This window comes from Noviherbaspirillum phoenicis, from assembly GCF_047237965.1.
Classification (GTDB): domain Bacteria; phylum Pseudomonadota; class Gammaproteobacteria; order Burkholderiales; family Burkholderiaceae_D; genus Noviherbaspirillum_A.
Window position 1 is genome coordinate 456,069 of record NZ_JBDFLX010000001.1, and the last position, 18,288, is coordinate 474,356.

Genomic DNA, 18,288 nt, shown 5'->3' on the forward strand with positions numbered 1-18,288 from the left:
GCACCGCGGGCAGCGCGCCATGACCGACCTGTTCAGCACCGCGCCGCGCCAGCCGCTGGCCGAGGCCTTGCGGCCGCGCAGCCTGGATGAGGTGGTGGGCCAGCGCCACCTGCTGGGCGAGGGCAAGCCGCTGCGGCTGGCCTTCGAGTCCGGCAAGGTGCATTCGATGATCCTGTGGGGTCCGCCGGGCGTGGGCAAGACCACGCTGGCGCGGCTGATGGCCGATGCCTTCAACAGCGCGTTCATTGCCCTGTCGGCGGTGTTCTCGGGCGTCAAGGATATCCGCGCCGCGATGGAGCAGGCGCAGCAGAACCTTGACCAGCATGGTCGCCACACCATCCTGTTCGTCGACGAGATCCATCGCTTCAACAAGTCACAGCAGGACGCGCTGCTGCCGTTCGTTGAATCGGGCCTGGTGACCTTCATCGGCGCCACCACCGAAAACCCCAGCTTTGAGGTCAACTCGGCGCTGCTGTCGCGCGCCCAGGTCTATGTGCTCAAGTCCCTGACCGACGAGGAGATGCGGCAGTTGCTGCAGCGGGCGCAGGCCAGCGGCCTGGTCGACCTGGCGTTCGAGGATGTCGCCATCGACGCGCTGGCCGGCTATGCGGACGGCGACGCCCGCCGCTTCCTCAACCTGCTGGAGCAGGCGGAAGTGGCAGCCCACACGCAGGGTGTGCGCACGATCGACGCCGCCTTCGTCGAGAATGCGATGACGCTCAATGCGCGCCGCTTCGACAAGGGCGGCGACAACTTCTACGACCAGATCTCGGCGCTGCACAAGTCGGTGCGTGGCTCGCATCCCGATGCGGCGCTGTACTGGTTCTGCCGCATGATCGACGGCGGCGCCGACCCGCGCTACCTGGCGCGCCGCATCGTGCGCATGGCGTGGGAAGACATCGGCCTGGCCGACCCGCGCGCGATGCAGGTGGTCAACGATGCAGCCGAAACTTACGAACGCCTGGGCTCGCCCGAAGGCGAGCTGGCGCTGGGCCAGGCCGTGATCTACCTGGCCATCGCGGCCAAGAGCAATGCCGGCTATAACGCCTTCAACCAGGCGATGGCCTTTGTGAAGAAAGACAAGTCGCGCGAAGTGCCGGTGCACCTGCGCAATGCGCCGACCAGGCTGATGAAGGAACTCGGCTACGGCCACGCCTACCGCTACGCCCATGACGAGCCGAACGCCTATGCCGCCGGCGAGACCTATCTGCCGGAAGGCATGCCTGAGCCGGGCTGGTATCAGCCGGTGCCGCGTGGCATGGAAGCCAAGATCGCCGACAAGCTGGCCTGGCTGCGCCAGCTGGACCGGGACGCCGGCAAGGCCGATTAGCGTGGCGCGCTCCATGCTGCGCGCTGTTTAAGCTCCTGGCCGGCTTTTCGCCGCGGCGCAGGCATGGTTGCCAGGACAGCCTTGTTACAATGGCGGCTTTCGAAACAGCCAGCCGTCCGTCATGATAGACATCCAACTACTACGCAAAGATATCGCCGCCGTTGCCGAGCGCCTGGCAGCGCGCAAGTTCCAGCTTGATGTAAGCGCCTTCAACGAACTGGAATCCGAGCGCAAGCAGATCCAGACCCGCACCGAGGAATTGCAGGGCCGTCGCAACAGCCTGTCCAAGCAGATCGGCATATTGAAGGGCAAGGGCGAGGATGCCTCCGCAGTCATGGCCGAAGTGTCCGGCATAGGCGACGAACTGAAGGCGTCCGCCGCCCGGCTTGATGACGTGCAGGCGGCGATGGGCCGCTTCCTGGAAGCGGTGCCCAACCTGCCGCATCCCTCGGTGCCGCTTGGCGCCGATGAGTCGGGCAATGTCGAAGTCAGGAAAGTCGGCCAGCCTCCCGCCTTCGACTTCGAGGTCAAGGATCATGTGGACATCGGCGCGCGCCTGGGCCTGGACTTCGACACCGCGGCCAAGCTGAGCGGCTCGCGTTTTGCCGTGATGAAGGGCGGCATCGCCCGTCTGCACCGCGCGCTGGCCCAGTTCATGCTGGACACCCATGTCGAGGAGCACGGCTATACCGAGTGCTATACACCCTATATCGTCAATGCCGATTCCCTGCGCGGCACCGGTCAGCTGCCCAAGTTCGAAGCCGACCTGTTTGCGGCGAAGAAGGGCGGCCAGGAAGGCGAGGGCGAGGCGCTGTACCTGATACCGACCGCGGAGGTGCCGCTGACCAATATGGTGCGGGACGAGATCGTCGCCCGCGACAGCCTGCCGATTCGCCTGACCGCGCATTCACCATGCTTCCGCTCCGAGGCCGGGGCATATGGTCGGGATACCCGCGGCCTGATCCGTCAGCATCAGTTCGACAAGGTGGAAATGGTGCAGATCGTCGAGCCGGAGCATTCCTACGACGCGCTGGAGGAAATGCTGGGCCATGCCGAGAACATCCTGAAGAAGCTGGGCTTGCCCTACCGCGTCATCACGCTCTGCACCGGCGACATGGGCTTCGGCGCCGCCAAGACCTATGACATCGAAGTCTGGGTGCCGGCGCAGGGAACATACAGGGAAATTTCCTCGGTATCGAACTGCGAGGCATTCCAGGCGCGGCGCATGCAGGCAAGATTCAGGAATGCCCAGGGCAAGCCGGAACTGCTGCATACCCTGAACGGCTCCGGCCTGGCAGTGGGCCGCACCCTGGTTGCGCTGCTGGAGAATAATCAGCAGGCCGACGGCAGCGTGCTCATCCCGGCGGTGCTGCAGCCCTATATGGGCGGTCTGGAAAGACTGGCGCCGGCCGCGTAAGCGGATTTGAAATAAAGCGCATTTTCCCTATTCCAATTCTGGAAACCCCTCTGCTATAATTCAGCGCCTTGCGGGACTGCGGTGCCGCAAGGAATCAGACCAGGAAAGGTGGCAGAGTGGTCGAATGCGCTGGACTCGAAATCCAGTGTACAGTTATGCTGTACCGTGGGTTCGAATCCCACCCTTTCCGCCAGGACACAAAAAGCGTTAAGAATCAAAGGCCTAGCTGCTAGGAAACGACTCATAACCACACACATTTACCACACACGTTGTGGCGACTAGCGAGGCTCCAGAGATGGAGCCTTTTGTGTTTCTGTTATTTGTCTTTGGCATGAAGGACGATCAGATGGTTGAGACAAGCCAAGAATCTATACCTATGAAGAGTCCAGACATCCTTGCGCACGACCACGAGAGAAGAACAAAGCTTTTCGGCGCGTATATAGCATTTATTGCGGCGGCAGTAGTTGGCGCGATAGCAAACGATGGAAAATTTACAACACAAGGCTGGATGCTATCTCTTTGGATGCTATCTCTCCCCTTCCTTGGTGCTTATCTTCTTGTTGATCATATTGTTTCGGTTGTCCAAAAACGAGAGGTAAGTGGAGTTCGCGGGGCGCTCCAATACATAGGATTGTCTCTTAGTAACCTTGGCTTCGCAGCACTGTTAGCGGCCTACTCGTGGATTGTGTCAATTCTTTATATCGGCTTAGTGTTGAGCCTTTTCTTCGTTGTGATTAGCGTTGTAATGGTGGGCAAACATAGCGAGGACTATTGATGTCTCAGTTTCCCTACTCTGGTCTTTGGCGCAGATTACCCCCGACCTGACCGGGGGGAAAGTTTTACCTCAAAAATCTCAGAGCCCACCTCGTGACATGGGCGTGGGTCTTTCCCCCCGTGGGTGTCCGCTGGTCTACCTGGGGATAATCTGGGGCCTCTAATGCACCAGCTCTGATGCATAAGCCTTGCGCTGCTCTAGAAGCTCCAAGGTATCTTGAAGCATACAGATCTGTTGCAGGACTTTCCGGCGCTCTGCCTGCAGACCACTACTCAACAGCAGAGAAGACTTTACCTTCAGCATGTCTATCTGCTTCTTTGTTGAGACGATGTTCTCTTCTATGCCATCAAGTAGGCGTTCTCGGGTTGTTCTGGTGCCCATGTCGCCTCCATAAGAAGGTGACTCCCTGTCGCTTTGAAGAAGGCAACCAAAAATCGTTCCGTCTCATCCGTATTTTGTGTCTCAAATCTTACAAGTTACTGAACAGTAGATCTGGACCGTTTACACCGTCTCACAAGTTGTCCCACAAATCATTCTCACATCTGCACAGATGGGCTTACGTCCAGTCCAAGACGCATCTTCCCGCCGTACTATTTTCAGTTTTATAAAAATTAGCTTTTTAGTCCTCTCCTTCCGAACATGGTCGACCTTCGGTCTTCCACATAAACCCTTGCGCATCGAGATGTGCGCAAGCTTCTTTCTTAACCACTGTCCTATTTCCTGTAATATTCGCAACAATTCTTTTTGGAAAGACGAGCAATGGTGCGGTCTATACTTCGGTTATATGCTTCGGTAGGACTTGCACTGCTTTTAGCAGGCTGTGGTGATGGTTCTCAAAATGATAGCCCATCCCTCTATGAAGGCACGACCTTGATAGTCAAGGGTGTCCGCTACGAGCGTCCCCCTGGAATCTACGAATGCGGCTCTTTGCCCGTAGACGCGATATGTACCCCCGCCGACCCAAGACCGAGTTATGAGGCCGGAGTGATCCTAGTCGGGTTGAACAGTGCTGATGAAAAAGAAGTTACTAATGCGCTGTTAGCGTACGGCCTTTCGGTTAGGGATCGTCTTGAGTTGCGTGCTATAGGTGACCTGCCTGCGCTTACATATTTGACCGTTGTAGTACCCGTGTTTTTTGAAGAACAGTGGGCAGAAGCCTTCCATAAGGAACCACTAACTCTCGGAGCATGGACCAATAGTTTTGGCTATCCGTCTTGAAGGACCTTTGGGACTCTCTTGATTAACCTAGGGTCTACACCGGATCAAGCTAAGATTCCGAACAACTCTGTTGGTTTCTGAAGTAGCCCCGTGATTCTCCGGACCGTCGGTATTCCTTAAACTAACGATTAGGAATACTGCTATGGATATGCCTATGCCTTCGGGAAGAAATCAGCAAGTGGAAGTCATTACCGGGGTCCAGCGGCGCAGACGCTGGACCCCGGAACAGAAGCTGGAATGGGTCAAGCGCAGTATGGAACCGGGGATGTCGGTGTCCCTGGTGGCTCGGGAAGCGGGTATCACCGCCAGCCAGCTGTTCCAGTGGCGCAAGGCCTATACAGAAGGATCGCTGGTTGCCGTGCGTGCCAATGAGCCCGTCGTGCCAGCGTCTGAACTGCAGGATGCAATGAAGCGCATCAAGCAACTGGAAGCGGCATTGGGACGCAAGACCCTGGAGAATGACATCCTCAAGGAAGCGGTGGACCTTGCCAAAGCAAAAAAGTGGATTGCGCGCTCGCCGCTGTTGCCCGGGGACGACCAATGAGACTGGTGTGTTCGACCCTTGGCGTGGCGCGCAGTCATCTCGTGGCACTGCTCAACCGTTCTGACGACTGGACTGACCGCCGCACGGCACGCAGCCGGATGGATGACACGTTACTGCTGGAAGACGTTCGGCACGTCATTCACGGCCTCGGCACCTATGGCTATCGACGGGTCTGGGGCGTATTGCGACATCAGCATCCCAGGCCGAACGGACAGTCTCCTAACCACAAACGCGTCTATCGGGTCATGCGGGACCATGGCCTGCTGCTCTATCGTCATGGTCAGCGACCGGTCTCTACCCGCAGACACGATGGCAAGGTAGCCGTCGACAGCAGCAATACCCGCTGGTGCTCGGATGGCTTTGAAGTGGCTTGCGACAATGGCGAACGGGTACGGGTAGCCTTTGCGCTGGACTGCTGCGATCGGGAAGTCATGAGCTGGGTGGCGACAACAAAAGGCATTGACGCCGGGCTGGTGGGCGACTTGATGATGCAAGCGATCGAGTCACGATTTGGTCCAAACAGCACGGCGCCATCGGAGATTGAATGGCTGACCGACAATGGCAGTTGCTATACCGCTGCTGAGACACGATCATTTGCGCGTGCACTTGGTCTCAAGCCGGTGACCACGCCGGTTTCCAGCCCGCAGAGCAACGGGATGGCCGAGAGTCTGGTCAAAACCATCAAGCGCGATTACGCCAAGCTGGCATTGCGTCCGGATGCCAAAACTGTGATGCAACAATTGGTGGACTGGTTTGAGCACTACAATACGAAGCACCCGCATAGCGCCCTAAAGTACCTGCCGCCACGCATGTTTAGAGAGAAACAGGCTTTGATTAACTAACGCCGGTGGTACGGGAATATAGGGGCGAGACCAGTTTCACTCTTGAAATCTCTGGAGATAGCTCTACATTAAGAGAGTCTCCTCTGAACCCATTAGGTTTGGATTCAACCCGCACTCCGAAAGGTCTGCGGGTTTTCTTCTGCTTCCCCTCCCGAACGTCTTAGAGCGGGGATCAGGCTACCGTCTGGTCCTTACTCCAGCAGGTCTCACCCTATACACGGGAGTATGGACTCGGCAAGTGTGCTCCTCGACTGTTGTAGGTGCAGTTGAATGCTCTGCTATTTGACGCAAAACATCTCTGCCTTTTGGAGTTAGCAAGATAGCAACTTTCCTGTTGTTTTCTGGATCTCTGCGTGACCGCAATAGTCCTAGCCCGCCAGAGTTTTCGCCTTTGCTGATGGAAAGAGTCTTGAGGTACCTAGATGTGGTACTGACTTTCAGCCCCAGGGAATCTCCAATCTCCCTCATGCAGAAATCTTTATTCGTCGCTGCCGCCAAGAAGAAGCAAATCTCTCCTGCAGTTATATGCGGGTCCATGTCCCGGAAGATTTTGAACATCCGTAGTTGCCCCTCAATGGACCTTAGCAGTTCTTCTGGTGGCACTTGATATTCCCCGAGATAGTTGTCTTCCCGAAATGTAATCGTTACTTTTGTTTTTTGCAACTTTCTATACGAGCTTGTATGAATCTTAGGTGATCAAGCATCGGCGTAATACACGCTTGGATTAACTGCACACTTTCTATCTCTTAGATTGGCTCAGAAAGTAGTGTGGCGTGAGATGGAGATAGGGACTCATTTTATTTAGTATTCGCTGGTCGATATTTCCCGTGTTCGACTACATGTGTAGCCCTTGAAATAGCCCCTTAGAACGGAAAGTCTTCTGCAACCACATTAAAATCAAATTTTTGATCAATATTTCCTTCGCTGGTTTCCAAACGAAGCATTCCATGGCCGGATAAAGGATATTTGTCTTTAATTTCGTCCCCTCGCCAAGCAAATGCCAAAGTTCTTTGAGCTGAAACACTTACCTGCGCCCATCCATCTTTTCCTATCCTAGTGGTAGGAGAGGGAATAAAATATCGATAATTATAGGGCTTAATGTCGGAGTCGTGGTATGGGCACTCCCTCCCTCCTGCAGACAATTTCCATTTATTCCCTGCATAGAGATAGACCGCCGATATATCCGGCGATACACGATCGGTCTTATTATGTAGATCAAAAACGAAGTCTAAAGTGGCTGTTGCATAGTCAGATGTTTTTGTTAACTTGGCCTCAGGGGTCCTAGCCACCACTTGTATTTTGTTTTGGGAACGGGCGCGCGCCTCTTCTTTTGCCCATTCGATATTTTTCCGAAGTTCGGTTTGCAAGTAGGATATTGAGCTACCGTAGACAATGTGCCGCTTATGCTTTAGGTCGAATGGAATATCATTAGGATCTTTAGTAAGAAGAAGGCAAATTTTTTCCTTTGCGTGTGCATATCCGAGTTCATAGAATACATTTGCATTCCGCGTCGAAAGATCAGCGATAATGAAATCGGACATATCAATTTGCCTAAAGATCCTATCTAACATTCCCTCGTCGAATATCTGCTCATCTAATCTTTCAGCCTTGACGCCGCATTCGGTTGCAACCTGTTTAATGCCAAGCTTATAAGTATCATTAAAATCATCGCTAAATGGCATAATGACAAAGGCAAAGCAATTATTCTTTACGATATCCACATTTGTCCTATGAATGAATCGGCATGGAGTCTTTGATCTTGCCTTTAGGTATAGAGTCCTAAAAAGCCAGTCAAGATAATATGTAGAAAAATCTGAAGCGATATCTCGTGATATGAGAGCGACATTCCCGGCGTTACCCTGATATTTGCCATAAGACTTTACCGGGCCATTCTCAATAGGTACCTTAAAAGACTACTTGCGAATTTGAATAACAGTATCTGGTTCTTTGCTTAATTTAGGACGCCGCAGTTCAGCATCAGCCGAAGTCAAGCACATAAACTGCACCTCAGCCTTGGGGTAGTTCCCAAAAACGTAGGGAGGCTGTGCTTCATTTGTATTCACTACTTGAAGCATCTTATTTTGGCTAACACAGTATTGGTTAGCTTCTTGAAATGCTTCTGCCTTCAATGTGCCAGAGCCAGAAAACCCAGTTGCGGCTTGGCGGGACACCATATAGGTGTCTTGACCGATGGGTATAACTCCGGAATTTGCAGCACATCCAGCTATTAGCGCAACTGACGCGACCGATATTTTCCGCATGTTTGGTTCCAAAGATGAAAACCATAATGTTACACGTTCAAAAGGTTCTCAAATAGTTCGGTGAGATAATCTTCGATGGCTTTTAAAGCCAAAGACACAACCCAGGTAACCAATGCAGCAACGAAACCGCTTCGAGCACCAGCGGAGCAAACTGGACCCGTCTGTAGACGACAATTGTGGTTCCCAGCATGGCATCAAATCGTGTTCCTACCTCCTCATGTTTGTAATAGACAACGGTACGGCAACACGGTAATATGTTTCCTATCGGAAATTACTGCTCCGAATTTTCACTTTGTCTTCTCACACTTTTCCATACCACAAATCAAAATGGCTTTGAACCAAAACGCGATCATGAATGCCCTTGACTGGGCGTATGAGAAGGCTGTCAACGGCGTCCCTGGCCTCGATTCAGCACAAGAAATGGCGACCGATTATCTCAAAGGAGAAGAGCCGTTAACAGACAAAGCAAATTCTTTGATTCGTTGGCAGAACACTAAGGCTGCGACCTCGGGATTCTTAACTGGTCTCGGAGGTGTTGTGACGATGCCTATAACGATTCCTGCCAATATAACAAGTGTCCTATATGTCCAAATACGGATGATTGCTGCAATCGCGCATATGGGTGGGTATGATTTGAAAGATGATCGAGTAAAGTCTTTAGTCTACGCTTGCCTTTGCGGCAGTGCTGCTACAGAGATCATTCGGGACATCGGAATCAAGGTAGGAACAAAGATAACTGAGAAGGCAATAGAAAAGATATCAAGCCAACTGATTATAAAAATTAACCAAGCTGTTGGCTTCAGGCTGCTGACCAAATTCGGGCAAACCGGAATGATAAATATCGCGAAAGCTGTCCCCTTAGCAGGTGGATTAGTAGGAGCTGCATTCGATTCAGTTGCAACAAACACAATCGGCAACATCGCTCGGGATACCTTCATTCCGGCATAAGCAGCAAGATTTACATTCGCTGAAGTCCGAAGCCGGCTCTAAGTTTGCGAGAGCAACTTAGGGCTGCCTGGAAAAGAATTTGCCAAAATATCTGTAAGCCCACCCCGTTCTGTGGGCATAGTCTTTACCCCATGGTATCCATTGGTCTGCCTGGGGAAGATTCGGGAACATACTCAGCGTATTCGGCTGACTTCCCTCGCATAGCGTAGCCGCAGGATCTTCACCCTGTCCTCCAGCATCTCTATCTGTACACGGAACAGATCATGCCTAGTCCTAGCGGTGTCTGTGGGAATACTCGCTAGTATTTCTGACATGACCCGGATACGATCCTCCGAGTTAGCTATGTCCCGTGCAAGTCTATAGACGTTTATTTGATAAACCAATGACCCAGCCATATCCCTCTCCGCATAATCTAAGTCTTGGGAAAGCACTGTGCTGTTATGGTTCCGACTGCCCAGCTATGGATCGACGAGAGCACCACTGAAGGGGCTAATAAATCATCGTTTACTGGTTTTTTGTACAGTACTTCGTCTACAATCCCGCTGCGGTGTGCTTGCTGAGGCACTGAAAGGGTTGGGATTACGGTACGACGCACCTCTGCCGCCAGCCGTAATAAGATCGGGATTAGCGCCGGTCGCCGCACCTGTTAAAGCTCTGTATAGCGAAGCTGTTAGCGTTTGTACCGCATCTCACAGTAAAACTGAGCCTCTGTTTCAGACTGCATTGTTACCATCTGCGAAAGGCATGTTTCCATGAATGCCCGTTTATCGCTAGTAAGCCCGAAGACAATCGCACTGGCGATAATGCAACACCCAATAACAATTGATCCGGCTATTTTCATCAGGTTCTTTCGTTGATAAGGACTATTGCATTTTATCAACCAGAAATAATTTGGCGCTAAAATCTGAGAGCCCACCTCGTGATACGAGCGCGGCCCTTCCCCCCGGTGGGGTATGCTGGTCTACCTAGAGGATATCCTGGGGCCTACCTATCGTCATCCCAAGCTCCTTGCCTTATGGCTTGCCGCTTGCGAAGTACCTCAAGACTTCTCTTTAAGATTTCGCGCTGTTCACGGATCAGCTCATGCTTCCTTCCATAACTACTTGGTCCTGAGTTATGCAGGAGTGCATTTAGGGCAGTCAGCCGTATTTGCAGGACTTCGATGCTTTGCGTAAGTCGTCCAAGGTCTTGATGGTGTGCGGTCATCATGAATGATCCTATCTTGCTTGGTGTAAAGAGTTCAGGTGGTGCCTCTAGGGCCGCTCTGGGTTATGCCAAGGGCTAATACCCTTCCATGTCTCTCTCAGTTATAGCGAAGCGAGTTACTAGCACCGCAACTACGCAAGCCACGACTGTGAGGGCTATAAGCAGCTTCATCTTTGTTCTATTGGTTGAGTAGTGAAGTGATGATGAGTTATTTGCCTGACATCCTTTTGACGAAGTGCTGACGGATAGCTGACACCGGGATGTCGTTTTCCAGAGGGCTAGTGCCATACACATGTCAGTTCGTAGGTTCTTTTTAGGTATACCTCAAGGGAACTGTTGAACTCATCAATAAAACTGGTTCGATATAGTTCTTTACACTACCCAAAGCGAACTGGTACATTACGAACTATCCAAAACGAACTGGGAGTTCTCAATGTTAGTCCGTGCTTACCTCAGAGCCTCGACCAAAGAACAAGATGCACAGCGTGCTAAGGAGGATCTTCAGTCCTTCGCTGATGAACGAGGACTGAGAATTGCTAGCTACTACCCTGAGAATGAGTCTGGAGCCTCCCTGAAGCGTCCAGAGTTGTTCCGTCTGCTCTCTGATAGCCAACCTGGGGACATCCTCTTGATTGAGCAGGTAGACCGCCTGTCTCGTCTGAATGCTGAGGACTGGACCAGGCTCAAGACTGAGATCCAAGCTAGACGAATCAAGGTGGTGGCTCTGGATCTTCCTACCTCATGGATGATGGCAACCAATACCGATGAGACTACCTCTAGGATGCTGGAAGCTCTCAACGGGATGATGCTCGACATGCTGGCAGCCATAGCTCGTAAGGACTACACAGACCGCCGTAGGAGGCAGCAGCAGGGAATTGAGAAGCTCAAGGCTGAGGGAGGCTACAAGGGCCGGCAAGAAGACACTGAGCGCAATGAGGCAATCATGAAGATGCTCGCTCAGGGGACTAGCTGGAATCAGATCATTGCTGCTACTGGATGCAGCCGGTCTACCCTATCGAGATTGGGGCAGAGGTTAAAAAACACTACCCCGTGAAAAATATTTTTAATAACGGGTCCTGAGGATTATTCAGATAAGTTGTGCGCCGAAGTCAAGCAGATCTTGCAGAGGATATGGCGCAGATGCATACCAGATCAGATCACCAGTTCGTCGCAATATTGCTCCCAAAAATCATGTGCTCCCCACATTACCTGTTCGGTTGAATAAATGGCTTGGCCATCATAAACAAACATCTGCGTGATTTCCTCGCCGCTTGGCGTGACATATACGTCAACCGTTAGCGTGCTGATATCTGGTGACGGAGAGTCTGTCAAATGGCGATGCTTCGATGCGTCAGCTAATTCGCGACAAATCTTCAGCCAATGACACTGCGCTTTTATATGATCCCGAAACTTCCTTTCTCTCGGGAATTCAAGCCGCATGGATTGGTTGAGTTCGGCATACACCCAGTCGCACATTTGCCAAGCTGCAATTGCGCAATTGATCGCTTGATAATGATGCTCAATGGTATGAGATGGAATTGTTTGGAGTTGCGCTATGTCCCACTCCAGTTTAAGTAATTGATCACGCGCGCGCCGAAGGCTAAAGGTTTTGTACTGTTCCAGAAAGCTACTAGGTTGAGGGATAACCACGGTCCGTTTGTTCATACCTAAAAAATGGTTATTAAATTCCAGATTGTAGAGCAGTAACGTAATGCTAGTCTGAAGGTCCAATTAATCACCTTGCCGCAAAAAAACGCTAATCGCTTTGGGTCGAACTGCGACATTAATCATCTATTGCACTTCGTAGTATGAATTTACTTTCCTGCTGGCACTTTCTTATGTTATGTTCTTTGCCTGTTCGTGGCCAACCACGGGGTCAACAAATAACTTGCGAAAGAATCAATGAGCACTTGCAGAATGCTGGGATGTAGCCTGCCAACTATGGGCTACAGCACCCTCTGCGATAACCACAAGCGACGCAATAGGAGGCATGGACATCCTGAGCAAAGATCCGTTACTTCCTATGAGCTGGAACCGTTCAGGAAGCGCGTAAAGGCTCGTATCGAGAAGAATGCTAGCAACCCTACATGGAAACTCCTGCGCGATCGCTGGGAAGCTCTGGAGGGCATTGCAAAGGGCCATGTGGAACAGTATGGAACGGGGGTTCCTTACAATCTCCACCAGCGCGAAGCATGGGCCAATGTCGCTACGCTGGGAGCAGCGGCACAAACCATGGACATCATTGAGATTGTCCTCGCCATGTACCTTATGCAGGAAGAGAATCCATATCGGTTCAAGTCTGATGAAGCGTTCAGTGGCCAGCTTGTGCGTAGGGTCCGCAATCTTGCTCCTACCAGCATCGCTACCTATCAGGACTTCAGGACGAACAAGGCAAAGCGGGTCTATAGGGATCTCAAGCCCAGAACCGTGGAGATCTTGGCGAGGATGCTACAGGAGACCTTTGGAGTCGCTGGTTTGACTGTGGCGAAGTTGGAACAGCAGGAGGCCGCCCAAAAGCAGAATGAGCAGCGATCTCTGCATAACGCTTTAAGCGAGTTGGTATGACTGTGGGTCCGCTGACGGTAACTCAAGAAGCGTTCAAGATTCTTATAGCAGAACTTGAGATCCATAGGAACAGTCCTGGAGGAGCGCATAGGGCTGCCTTGCTTGAGCTTGTAGACGTAATGACGCAGTATGCGTTCGATAATGAGTTCGGCCGCAAGGCGTTTGGCCTCCCAACGGGATGTGGGAAGACCTCCGCAATCGTTGCATGGATCACGGCGGTTCACCGGCTTGGAATGGAAGACGTTGCGGTATCAATTGCTGCGGGACAGGTGGAGGCTCTTTGCGGGATCAAGCGTAGCCTCATCCGCCATGGAGTCCCTGAGTCGCTCATCGGTCTCAAGCACAGCCAACTCGCTTCGGAGCCATCCACGGGAAAGGAAGACCACCGGTTTCAACTTGTGACTCATGCGAGAGTTCGTGGGGGAACTGTCGTTGACTTGTTGTGCAGGCATGGCGAGAAGAAGCGAAAACTCATGATCTACGACGAGACCTTCTTCCGCTCCAATACGTCATCTGTGTCTCTGCGTGATCTCTCGGTTGCACTCAAGGGTTTTGTGGAACATGTCGATCCCATGGGAAGCTCCTATGCACCCTTAGTGTCGTATCTGGAGCGTTGCCGAGGCTTGATTGAGGCACGGGTGAACGAGCTGAATGCGGGAAGCTCGGAGTCGGTCATCCGCCTCCCAGAACTGCATCCGACAGAACTGAACGGATTCCATGGTCTGCTGGATCAGGCGATGGTGAGAATGGTGAACATTGATCCCTTGAAAAGCCTCTTGGAGGTGTCCCAGAAGCCTCTGCGAGTGGTATCAACAGGACAAGGAGCCGGAGTCATCTGGCACGAATTGGCAATTCCACGTGAACTCCACAATGTCATCGTTCTTGATGCGTCATATCACATCAGGAAGATCGTCCAGCTCGACGACACACTGACCGAAGGATGGTCGTTCAAAGAGTTCGACGTAAAGCGGTATAACAACGTCACTGTTCATCAGCTACTGGCTTCGGGAAGCAGGACGGCGATCACACAATCGTTCAAGGCTGAACGTCAGAATCGAGACATCAGCAAAGAGATCGTGGCAGTCGTGAAGAGCCATTCCGACTCGAAGGGCATTCTGCTGTTCACGTACAAAAGCCACGGCATCGACATTGGAAGGCGGCTGCTGGAGGACATGCGAGGCGCGGGGATCGATACCGAGGAGCGATTCTCGGACGGCAGGAAGCGGATCAATCTCCTGACCTGGGGTAGCGAGACCAGCCTCAACGACTTCGTCCACTGCGATGTGGTCATCATGGTAGGAGTCATGCAGAGAAGCCAGCTCGACATCGCCGCCATGATGGTGGGTCAGCAGGACGATCTATCGGCAGAGATCGACAACAAGACAATCAAAGTCATGCTGGATTCCGAAGTTGCCCATTTGGTCTACCAAGGTGCGTCTCGTGGCTCATGCCGGATCATCGAAGACGGACAAGCCAAGTCAATGAATCTGTATTTCATCCACAAAGACTCAAACATCCGGGAGGAGCTTGCGAAAGTGATGCCCGGAGCTGCCTGGAAGACGTGGGAGCCGAAGTACACGGTCTCCGTAAAGACCTCGATCAAAGACGCACTGGCGTTACAAATTCATCAATACCTTGAAAGCGTCCCTGAGACTACCGAAAAGGTCTCTTCTGTCGTTATCAAGAAGGCAATTGGAATAAAGTCCAATGACGAAGCAGCCAAGAAGGCATTCTCAAGGGCTATTGAATCTGTTCTTCGACTAAGCGAGGAGTGGATTCAGGATGGTCGCTCAATGAGGCGGAAGGCTTCTGTGTTCTAGTAGGTCTTCATTTAAGGGACATCTTCCTAATAGATCTTATAGGAGCATGTCCCCTAATTGAAGGGGCAGCTATATCCCTTTGTGGTATTCACCGTCCAGATGCTTCACCGCAACAGCATCTCCCCGTACAATCCTTGGAATAACCAGAAGGCAACTCTAAGGAATCACTGTGGCGAAGAACTTTAACCAATTAGCATCATTTGTCTGGTCTGTTGCAGACCTTCTCAGAGGCGACTACAAACAGTCCGACTACGGCAAGGTGATCCTGCCGTTCACGCTCCTCAGACGCTTGGACTGCGTCTTGGAAAGAACCAAGCCGGCTGTCTTAGCGGAACACGAAGCCAAGAAGAGCCTTGGAATCGACCTGACTATGTTCCTGACCAAAAAGGCGGAACAGTCGTTCTTCAACACTTCCCCGTTTGACTTTGGGAGGCTCCTTGGCGATCCAGCGCAGATCAAGGCCAATTTGGTCTCCTACATCAATGGGTTCTCCGAGAATGCTAGGGACATCTTTGAGCGGTATGACTTTCACAAGCAGATCGAGAAGCTCGACGACTGCAATCTCCTGTTCCTAATCGTTCAGAAGTTCGCCGCCATTGACTTCCATCCAGAGGTGGTCAGCAATGCCGATATGGGGCTAGTCTTTGAGGACTTGATCCGTCGGTTTGCTGAATTGTCTAACGAGACCGCCGGTGAACATTACACGCCACGGGAAGTAATCCGCTTGATGGTCGATCTGCTTTTCACCGCCGATGACGAAGCCTTGACCAAGCCAGGTATTGTTCGCTCTGTGTATGACCCAACTGCCGGTACAGGTGGCATGTTGTCTATCGCTGGAGAGCATCTCCACGGGTTGAACCCCAAGGCGCGGATGGTCATGTTTGGACAGGAGTTGAACGGCGAGTCCTATGCAATCTGCAAGGCCGACATGCTGATCAAAGGCCAGGATGTCAGCAACATCATCATGGGAAATACTCTTTCGGATGATGGCCACTCTGGCAAAGAGTTCGACTACATGCTGTCCAATCCTCCTTTCGGTGTTGAATGGAAGAAGGTCGAAAAGGAAGTCCTCAAGGAACACGAGCAAAAGGGATTTGCTGGTCGATTCGGTGCTGGTCTTCCACGGGTGTCGGACGGCAGTCTGCTGTTTCTGATGCACCTCTGCTCGAAGATGCGTCCCTATGACAAGACAAAAAACGAAGGTGGCTCACGCTTTGCCATCGTCCTGAACGGCTCTCCCTTGTTCACAGGTGGAGCTGGGTCAGGTGAGTCCGAGATTCGCCGCTGGATCATTGAAAACGACTGGCTGGAAGCCATCATAGCCTTGCCTACCGACATGTTTTACAACACGGGCATCGCCACTTACGTCTGGATGGTGACGAACAAGAAGGACGAGCAGCGCAAGGGTAAAGTCCAACTCATCAATGGTGCGGAGTATTACCGAAAAATGCGCAAGTCGCTTGGAAGCAAGCGGAAGGAGCTAGGCGAGAATGACATTGCTAGACTTGTTGAAGTCCATGGGCGATTCGAGGAGCTGCGCCATGTGAAGGTACTAGATGGCGAAGGTAAGGTAGTCAGCGAGTCATTGGAGCCAGCCGACACGCCGATCTCGAGTTCTCCTGAAGGCGGCAGGGTGGAATCCTTTATGGTGTCACGCATCTTCGACAATGCCGATTTTGGCTTCAGCACAATCACTGTCGAACGTCCGCTGAAGAATGAGCAGGGCAAAATCGAGACGGACAAGAAGGGCAAACCCAAAGCTGATGCAAAGCTGCGTGATACCGAAAATGTGCCGCTGAAAGATGACATCGATTCGTACTTCAAACGAGAAGTCCTGCCGCATGTGCCGGACGCATGGATTGACCACGGCAAGACTAAGGTAGGGTACGAAATTCCATTTAATCGTTTCTTTTACCAATATACGCCACCACGGTCACTTGAGGAAATTGATACGGAATTAAAGGCAGTGACAGGTGAAATCCTTAATTTGCTGCAACAGGTGACAGCATGAGGTTCAAGCCGTATTCAAAGTATAAAAAGTCAGGAATTGAATGGCTTGGCGAAGTGCCAGCGCACTGGAAAATTAGAAAAATTAAATGGCTCTTTCAAATACAAAAACGGATAGCTGGCACTCTAGGCTACGACGTATTGTCAATAACCCAACAGGGGATTAAGGTAAAAGATACAGAAAGCGGAGACGGGCAGCTTTCAATGGATTACTCGAAATACCAGTTCGTAGAAATTGGCGATTTCGCTATGAATCACATGGACTTGTTGACAGGGTACGTTGATATTTCTAAGTTCCATGGAGTGACCAGTCCCGATTACAGAGTATTTACTGCAAGAGATTTAACTATCTGTTTCAAGCAATATTTTCTCTACCTATTTCAAATTGCGTACAAAAATAAAATTTTTTATCCGTTCGGACAAGGGAGCTCACATCTAGGAAGATGGAGGTTGCCAACAGACCAGTTCAACGCTTTTCTCCTTCCATTACCAGAAGTTGAAGAGCAAATTGCCATCTCTGCTTTCCTTGATCGTGAAACCGCTAAGATTGACACCTTGATTTCCAAGCAGGAAAAGCTGATCGAACTGTTGAAAGAAAAGCGGCAAGCCGTCATCCTACGCGCTGTTACAAAAGGAACAAATCCAACAGTACCAATGAAGCCCAGCGGCGTGGATTGGATAGGAGATGTACCTGCACACTGGGAAATTCGGTCAATCAAGTCGATTCTATGCGAGAGAATTGAGAAAAATGATCCAGTAAAAACAACTTTTATCTTATCTCTTACGATGGAGCAGGGAGTGATCCCCTATTCGGAAAGATCGGGTGGTGGGAATAAGGCAAAGGAGGATCTGACCGCTTACAAGTTAGCATATCCGAATGACATTGTGATAAACAGCATGAACGTGGTTGCAGGATCGGCTGGTTTATCGAAATTCTTCGGTGCTGTAAGCCCTGTTTACTACATGCTTTTCCCAAGGCAAAAGGAAGACAAAGTCGAATATTTTAGCAATATTTTTCAATGCCAAAGTTTTCAGCGAAGCTTGCTCGGATTGGGAAATGGAATAATGATGAAGGAGGCTGAGTCATCAGGAAAGTTAAACACTATCCGGATGCGTATTCCAATGGGAAAATTGAGTGCACAAGTCGTCCCTTACCCAAGCTCCCAAGAACAAGAGAGCATCGTGCATTACATAGACAGTGAGCTTAATAAAATTGATGTGCTAATTGCCAAGTCAGAGCAAGCGATTCGCCTTCAAATGGAGCACCGCTCAGCGTTAATTAATGCCGTTGTGACTGGAAAAATTAACGTAATGGAAGCTATTACAGACCTCCAACAAGCCGCTTGACCATGACG

Annotated in this window: 14 protein-coding genes and 1 tRNA gene; 11 read left to right on the plus strand and 4 right to left on the minus strand. The window is 51.4% G+C overall.

Features of this window, described 5'->3' with window-relative positions:
• The first annotated feature begins 19 nt into the window (after positions 1-19).
• From ABC383_RS02085 to ABC383_RS02100, 4 genes are all read left to right on the plus strand, one after another.
• The gene (locus tag ABC383_RS02085) at positions 20-1,330 is read left to right on the plus strand and encodes a replication-associated recombination protein A (RefSeq protein ID WP_413011518.1); all 1,311 of its coding nucleotides are present in this window, start codon (positions 20-22) and stop codon (positions 1,328-1,330) included.
• A gap of 121 nt (positions 1,331-1,451) precedes the next feature.
• Entirely contained in the window at positions 1,452-2,747 is a 1,296-nt protein-coding gene (gene serS, locus ABC383_RS02090) for a serine--tRNA ligase (RefSeq protein ID WP_413011520.1), read from the plus strand.
• A gap of 102 nt (positions 2,748-2,849) precedes the next feature.
• Positions 2,850-2,940, plus strand: a tRNA-Ser gene (locus tag ABC383_RS02095).
• A gap of 102 nt (positions 2,941-3,042) precedes the next feature.
• A complete protein-coding gene (locus ABC383_RS02100; protein WP_413011522.1) occupies positions 3,043-3,522 on the plus strand; it encodes a hypothetical protein in 480 nt (159 codons plus the stop codon).
• 159 nt (positions 3,523-3,681) lie between these two features.
• Here the strand turns inward: ABC383_RS02100 and ABC383_RS02105 are convergent, their stop codons facing one another.
• Complete coding sequence (locus ABC383_RS02105; protein ID WP_413011524.1) at positions 3,682-3,903, minus strand: hypothetical protein; 222 nt, start codon at positions 3,901-3,903, stop codon at positions 3,682-3,684.
• 979 nt (positions 3,904-4,882) lie between these two features.
• Between ABC383_RS02105 and ABC383_RS02110 the strand changes: the two genes are divergently transcribed.
• Positions 4,883-6,126, plus strand: a protein-coding gene (locus tag ABC383_RS02110; protein ID WP_413011525.1) for an IS3 family transposase whose coding sequence is annotated in 2 segments (ribosomal slippage) — positions 4,883-5,228 and positions 5,228-6,126 — 1,245 coding nt in all. Because the reading frame shifts where the segments join, the coding sequence is not laid out codon by codon here.
• Between the two features lie 863 nt (positions 6,127-6,989).
• Here the strand turns inward: ABC383_RS02110 and ABC383_RS02115 are convergent.
• On the minus strand, positions 6,990-7,847 hold the full coding sequence (locus ABC383_RS02115) for a hypothetical protein (protein ID WP_413011527.1): 858 nt from the start codon (positions 7,845-7,847) through the stop codon (positions 6,990-6,992).
• Between the two features lie 192 nt (positions 7,848-8,039).
• A complete protein-coding gene (locus ABC383_RS02120) occupies positions 8,040-8,387 on the minus strand; it encodes a hypothetical protein (protein WP_413011529.1) in 348 nt (115 codons plus the stop codon).
• Positions 8,388-8,738: 351 nt separating this feature from the next.
• Between ABC383_RS02120 and ABC383_RS02125 the strand changes: the two genes are divergently transcribed.
• A complete protein-coding gene (locus tag ABC383_RS02125) occupies positions 8,739-9,335 on the plus strand; it encodes an EcsC family protein (protein ID WP_413011531.1) in 597 nt (198 codons plus the stop codon).
• A 1,639-nt stretch (positions 9,336-10,974) separates the two neighbouring features.
• Positions 10,975-11,595 (plus strand): recombinase family protein, encoded by a 621-nt coding sequence (locus tag ABC383_RS02130; RefSeq protein WP_413011533.1) that lies wholly within the window; start codon positions 10,975-10,977, stop codon positions 11,593-11,595.
• Positions 11,596-11,693: 98 nt separating this feature from the next.
• Here the strand turns inward: ABC383_RS02130 and ABC383_RS02135 are convergent, their stop codons facing one another.
• The gene (locus ABC383_RS02135; RefSeq protein ID WP_413011535.1) at positions 11,694-12,272 is read right to left on the minus strand and encodes a hypothetical protein; all 579 of its coding nucleotides are present in this window, start codon (positions 12,270-12,272) and stop codon (positions 11,694-11,696) included.
• Between the two features lie 210 nt (positions 12,273-12,482).
• Between ABC383_RS02135 and ABC383_RS02140 the strand changes: the two genes are divergently transcribed.
• The 4 genes from ABC383_RS02140 (at position 12,483) to ABC383_RS02155 (ending at position 18,280) form a co-directional block, all read left to right on the plus strand.
• Positions 12,483-13,106, plus strand: a complete 624-nt coding sequence (locus tag ABC383_RS02140; protein ID WP_413011537.1) for a hypothetical protein — start codon at positions 12,483-12,485, stop codon at positions 13,104-13,106.
• Positions 13,103-14,926 carry a hypothetical protein gene (locus ABC383_RS02145; protein ID WP_413011539.1) on the plus strand — a complete coding sequence of 608 codons (1,824 nt, stop codon included), beginning with the start codon at positions 13,103-13,105 and terminating at the stop codon, positions 14,924-14,926. Before ABC383_RS02140 ends, ABC383_RS02145 begins: the two co-directional genes overlap by 4 nt.
• Positions 14,927-15,095: 169 nt before the next feature.
• On the plus strand, positions 15,096-16,937 hold the full coding sequence (locus ABC383_RS02150) for a type I restriction-modification system subunit M (RefSeq protein ID WP_413011541.1): 1,842 nt from the start codon (positions 15,096-15,098) through the stop codon (positions 16,935-16,937).
• Positions 16,934-18,280, plus strand: a complete 1,347-nt coding sequence (locus ABC383_RS02155) for a restriction endonuclease subunit S (RefSeq protein WP_413011543.1) — start codon at positions 16,934-16,936, stop codon at positions 18,278-18,280. The genes ABC383_RS02150 and ABC383_RS02155 overlap by 4 nt, the downstream gene beginning before the upstream one ends.
• The last annotated feature ends 8 nt before the right edge of the window (positions 18,281-18,288 follow it).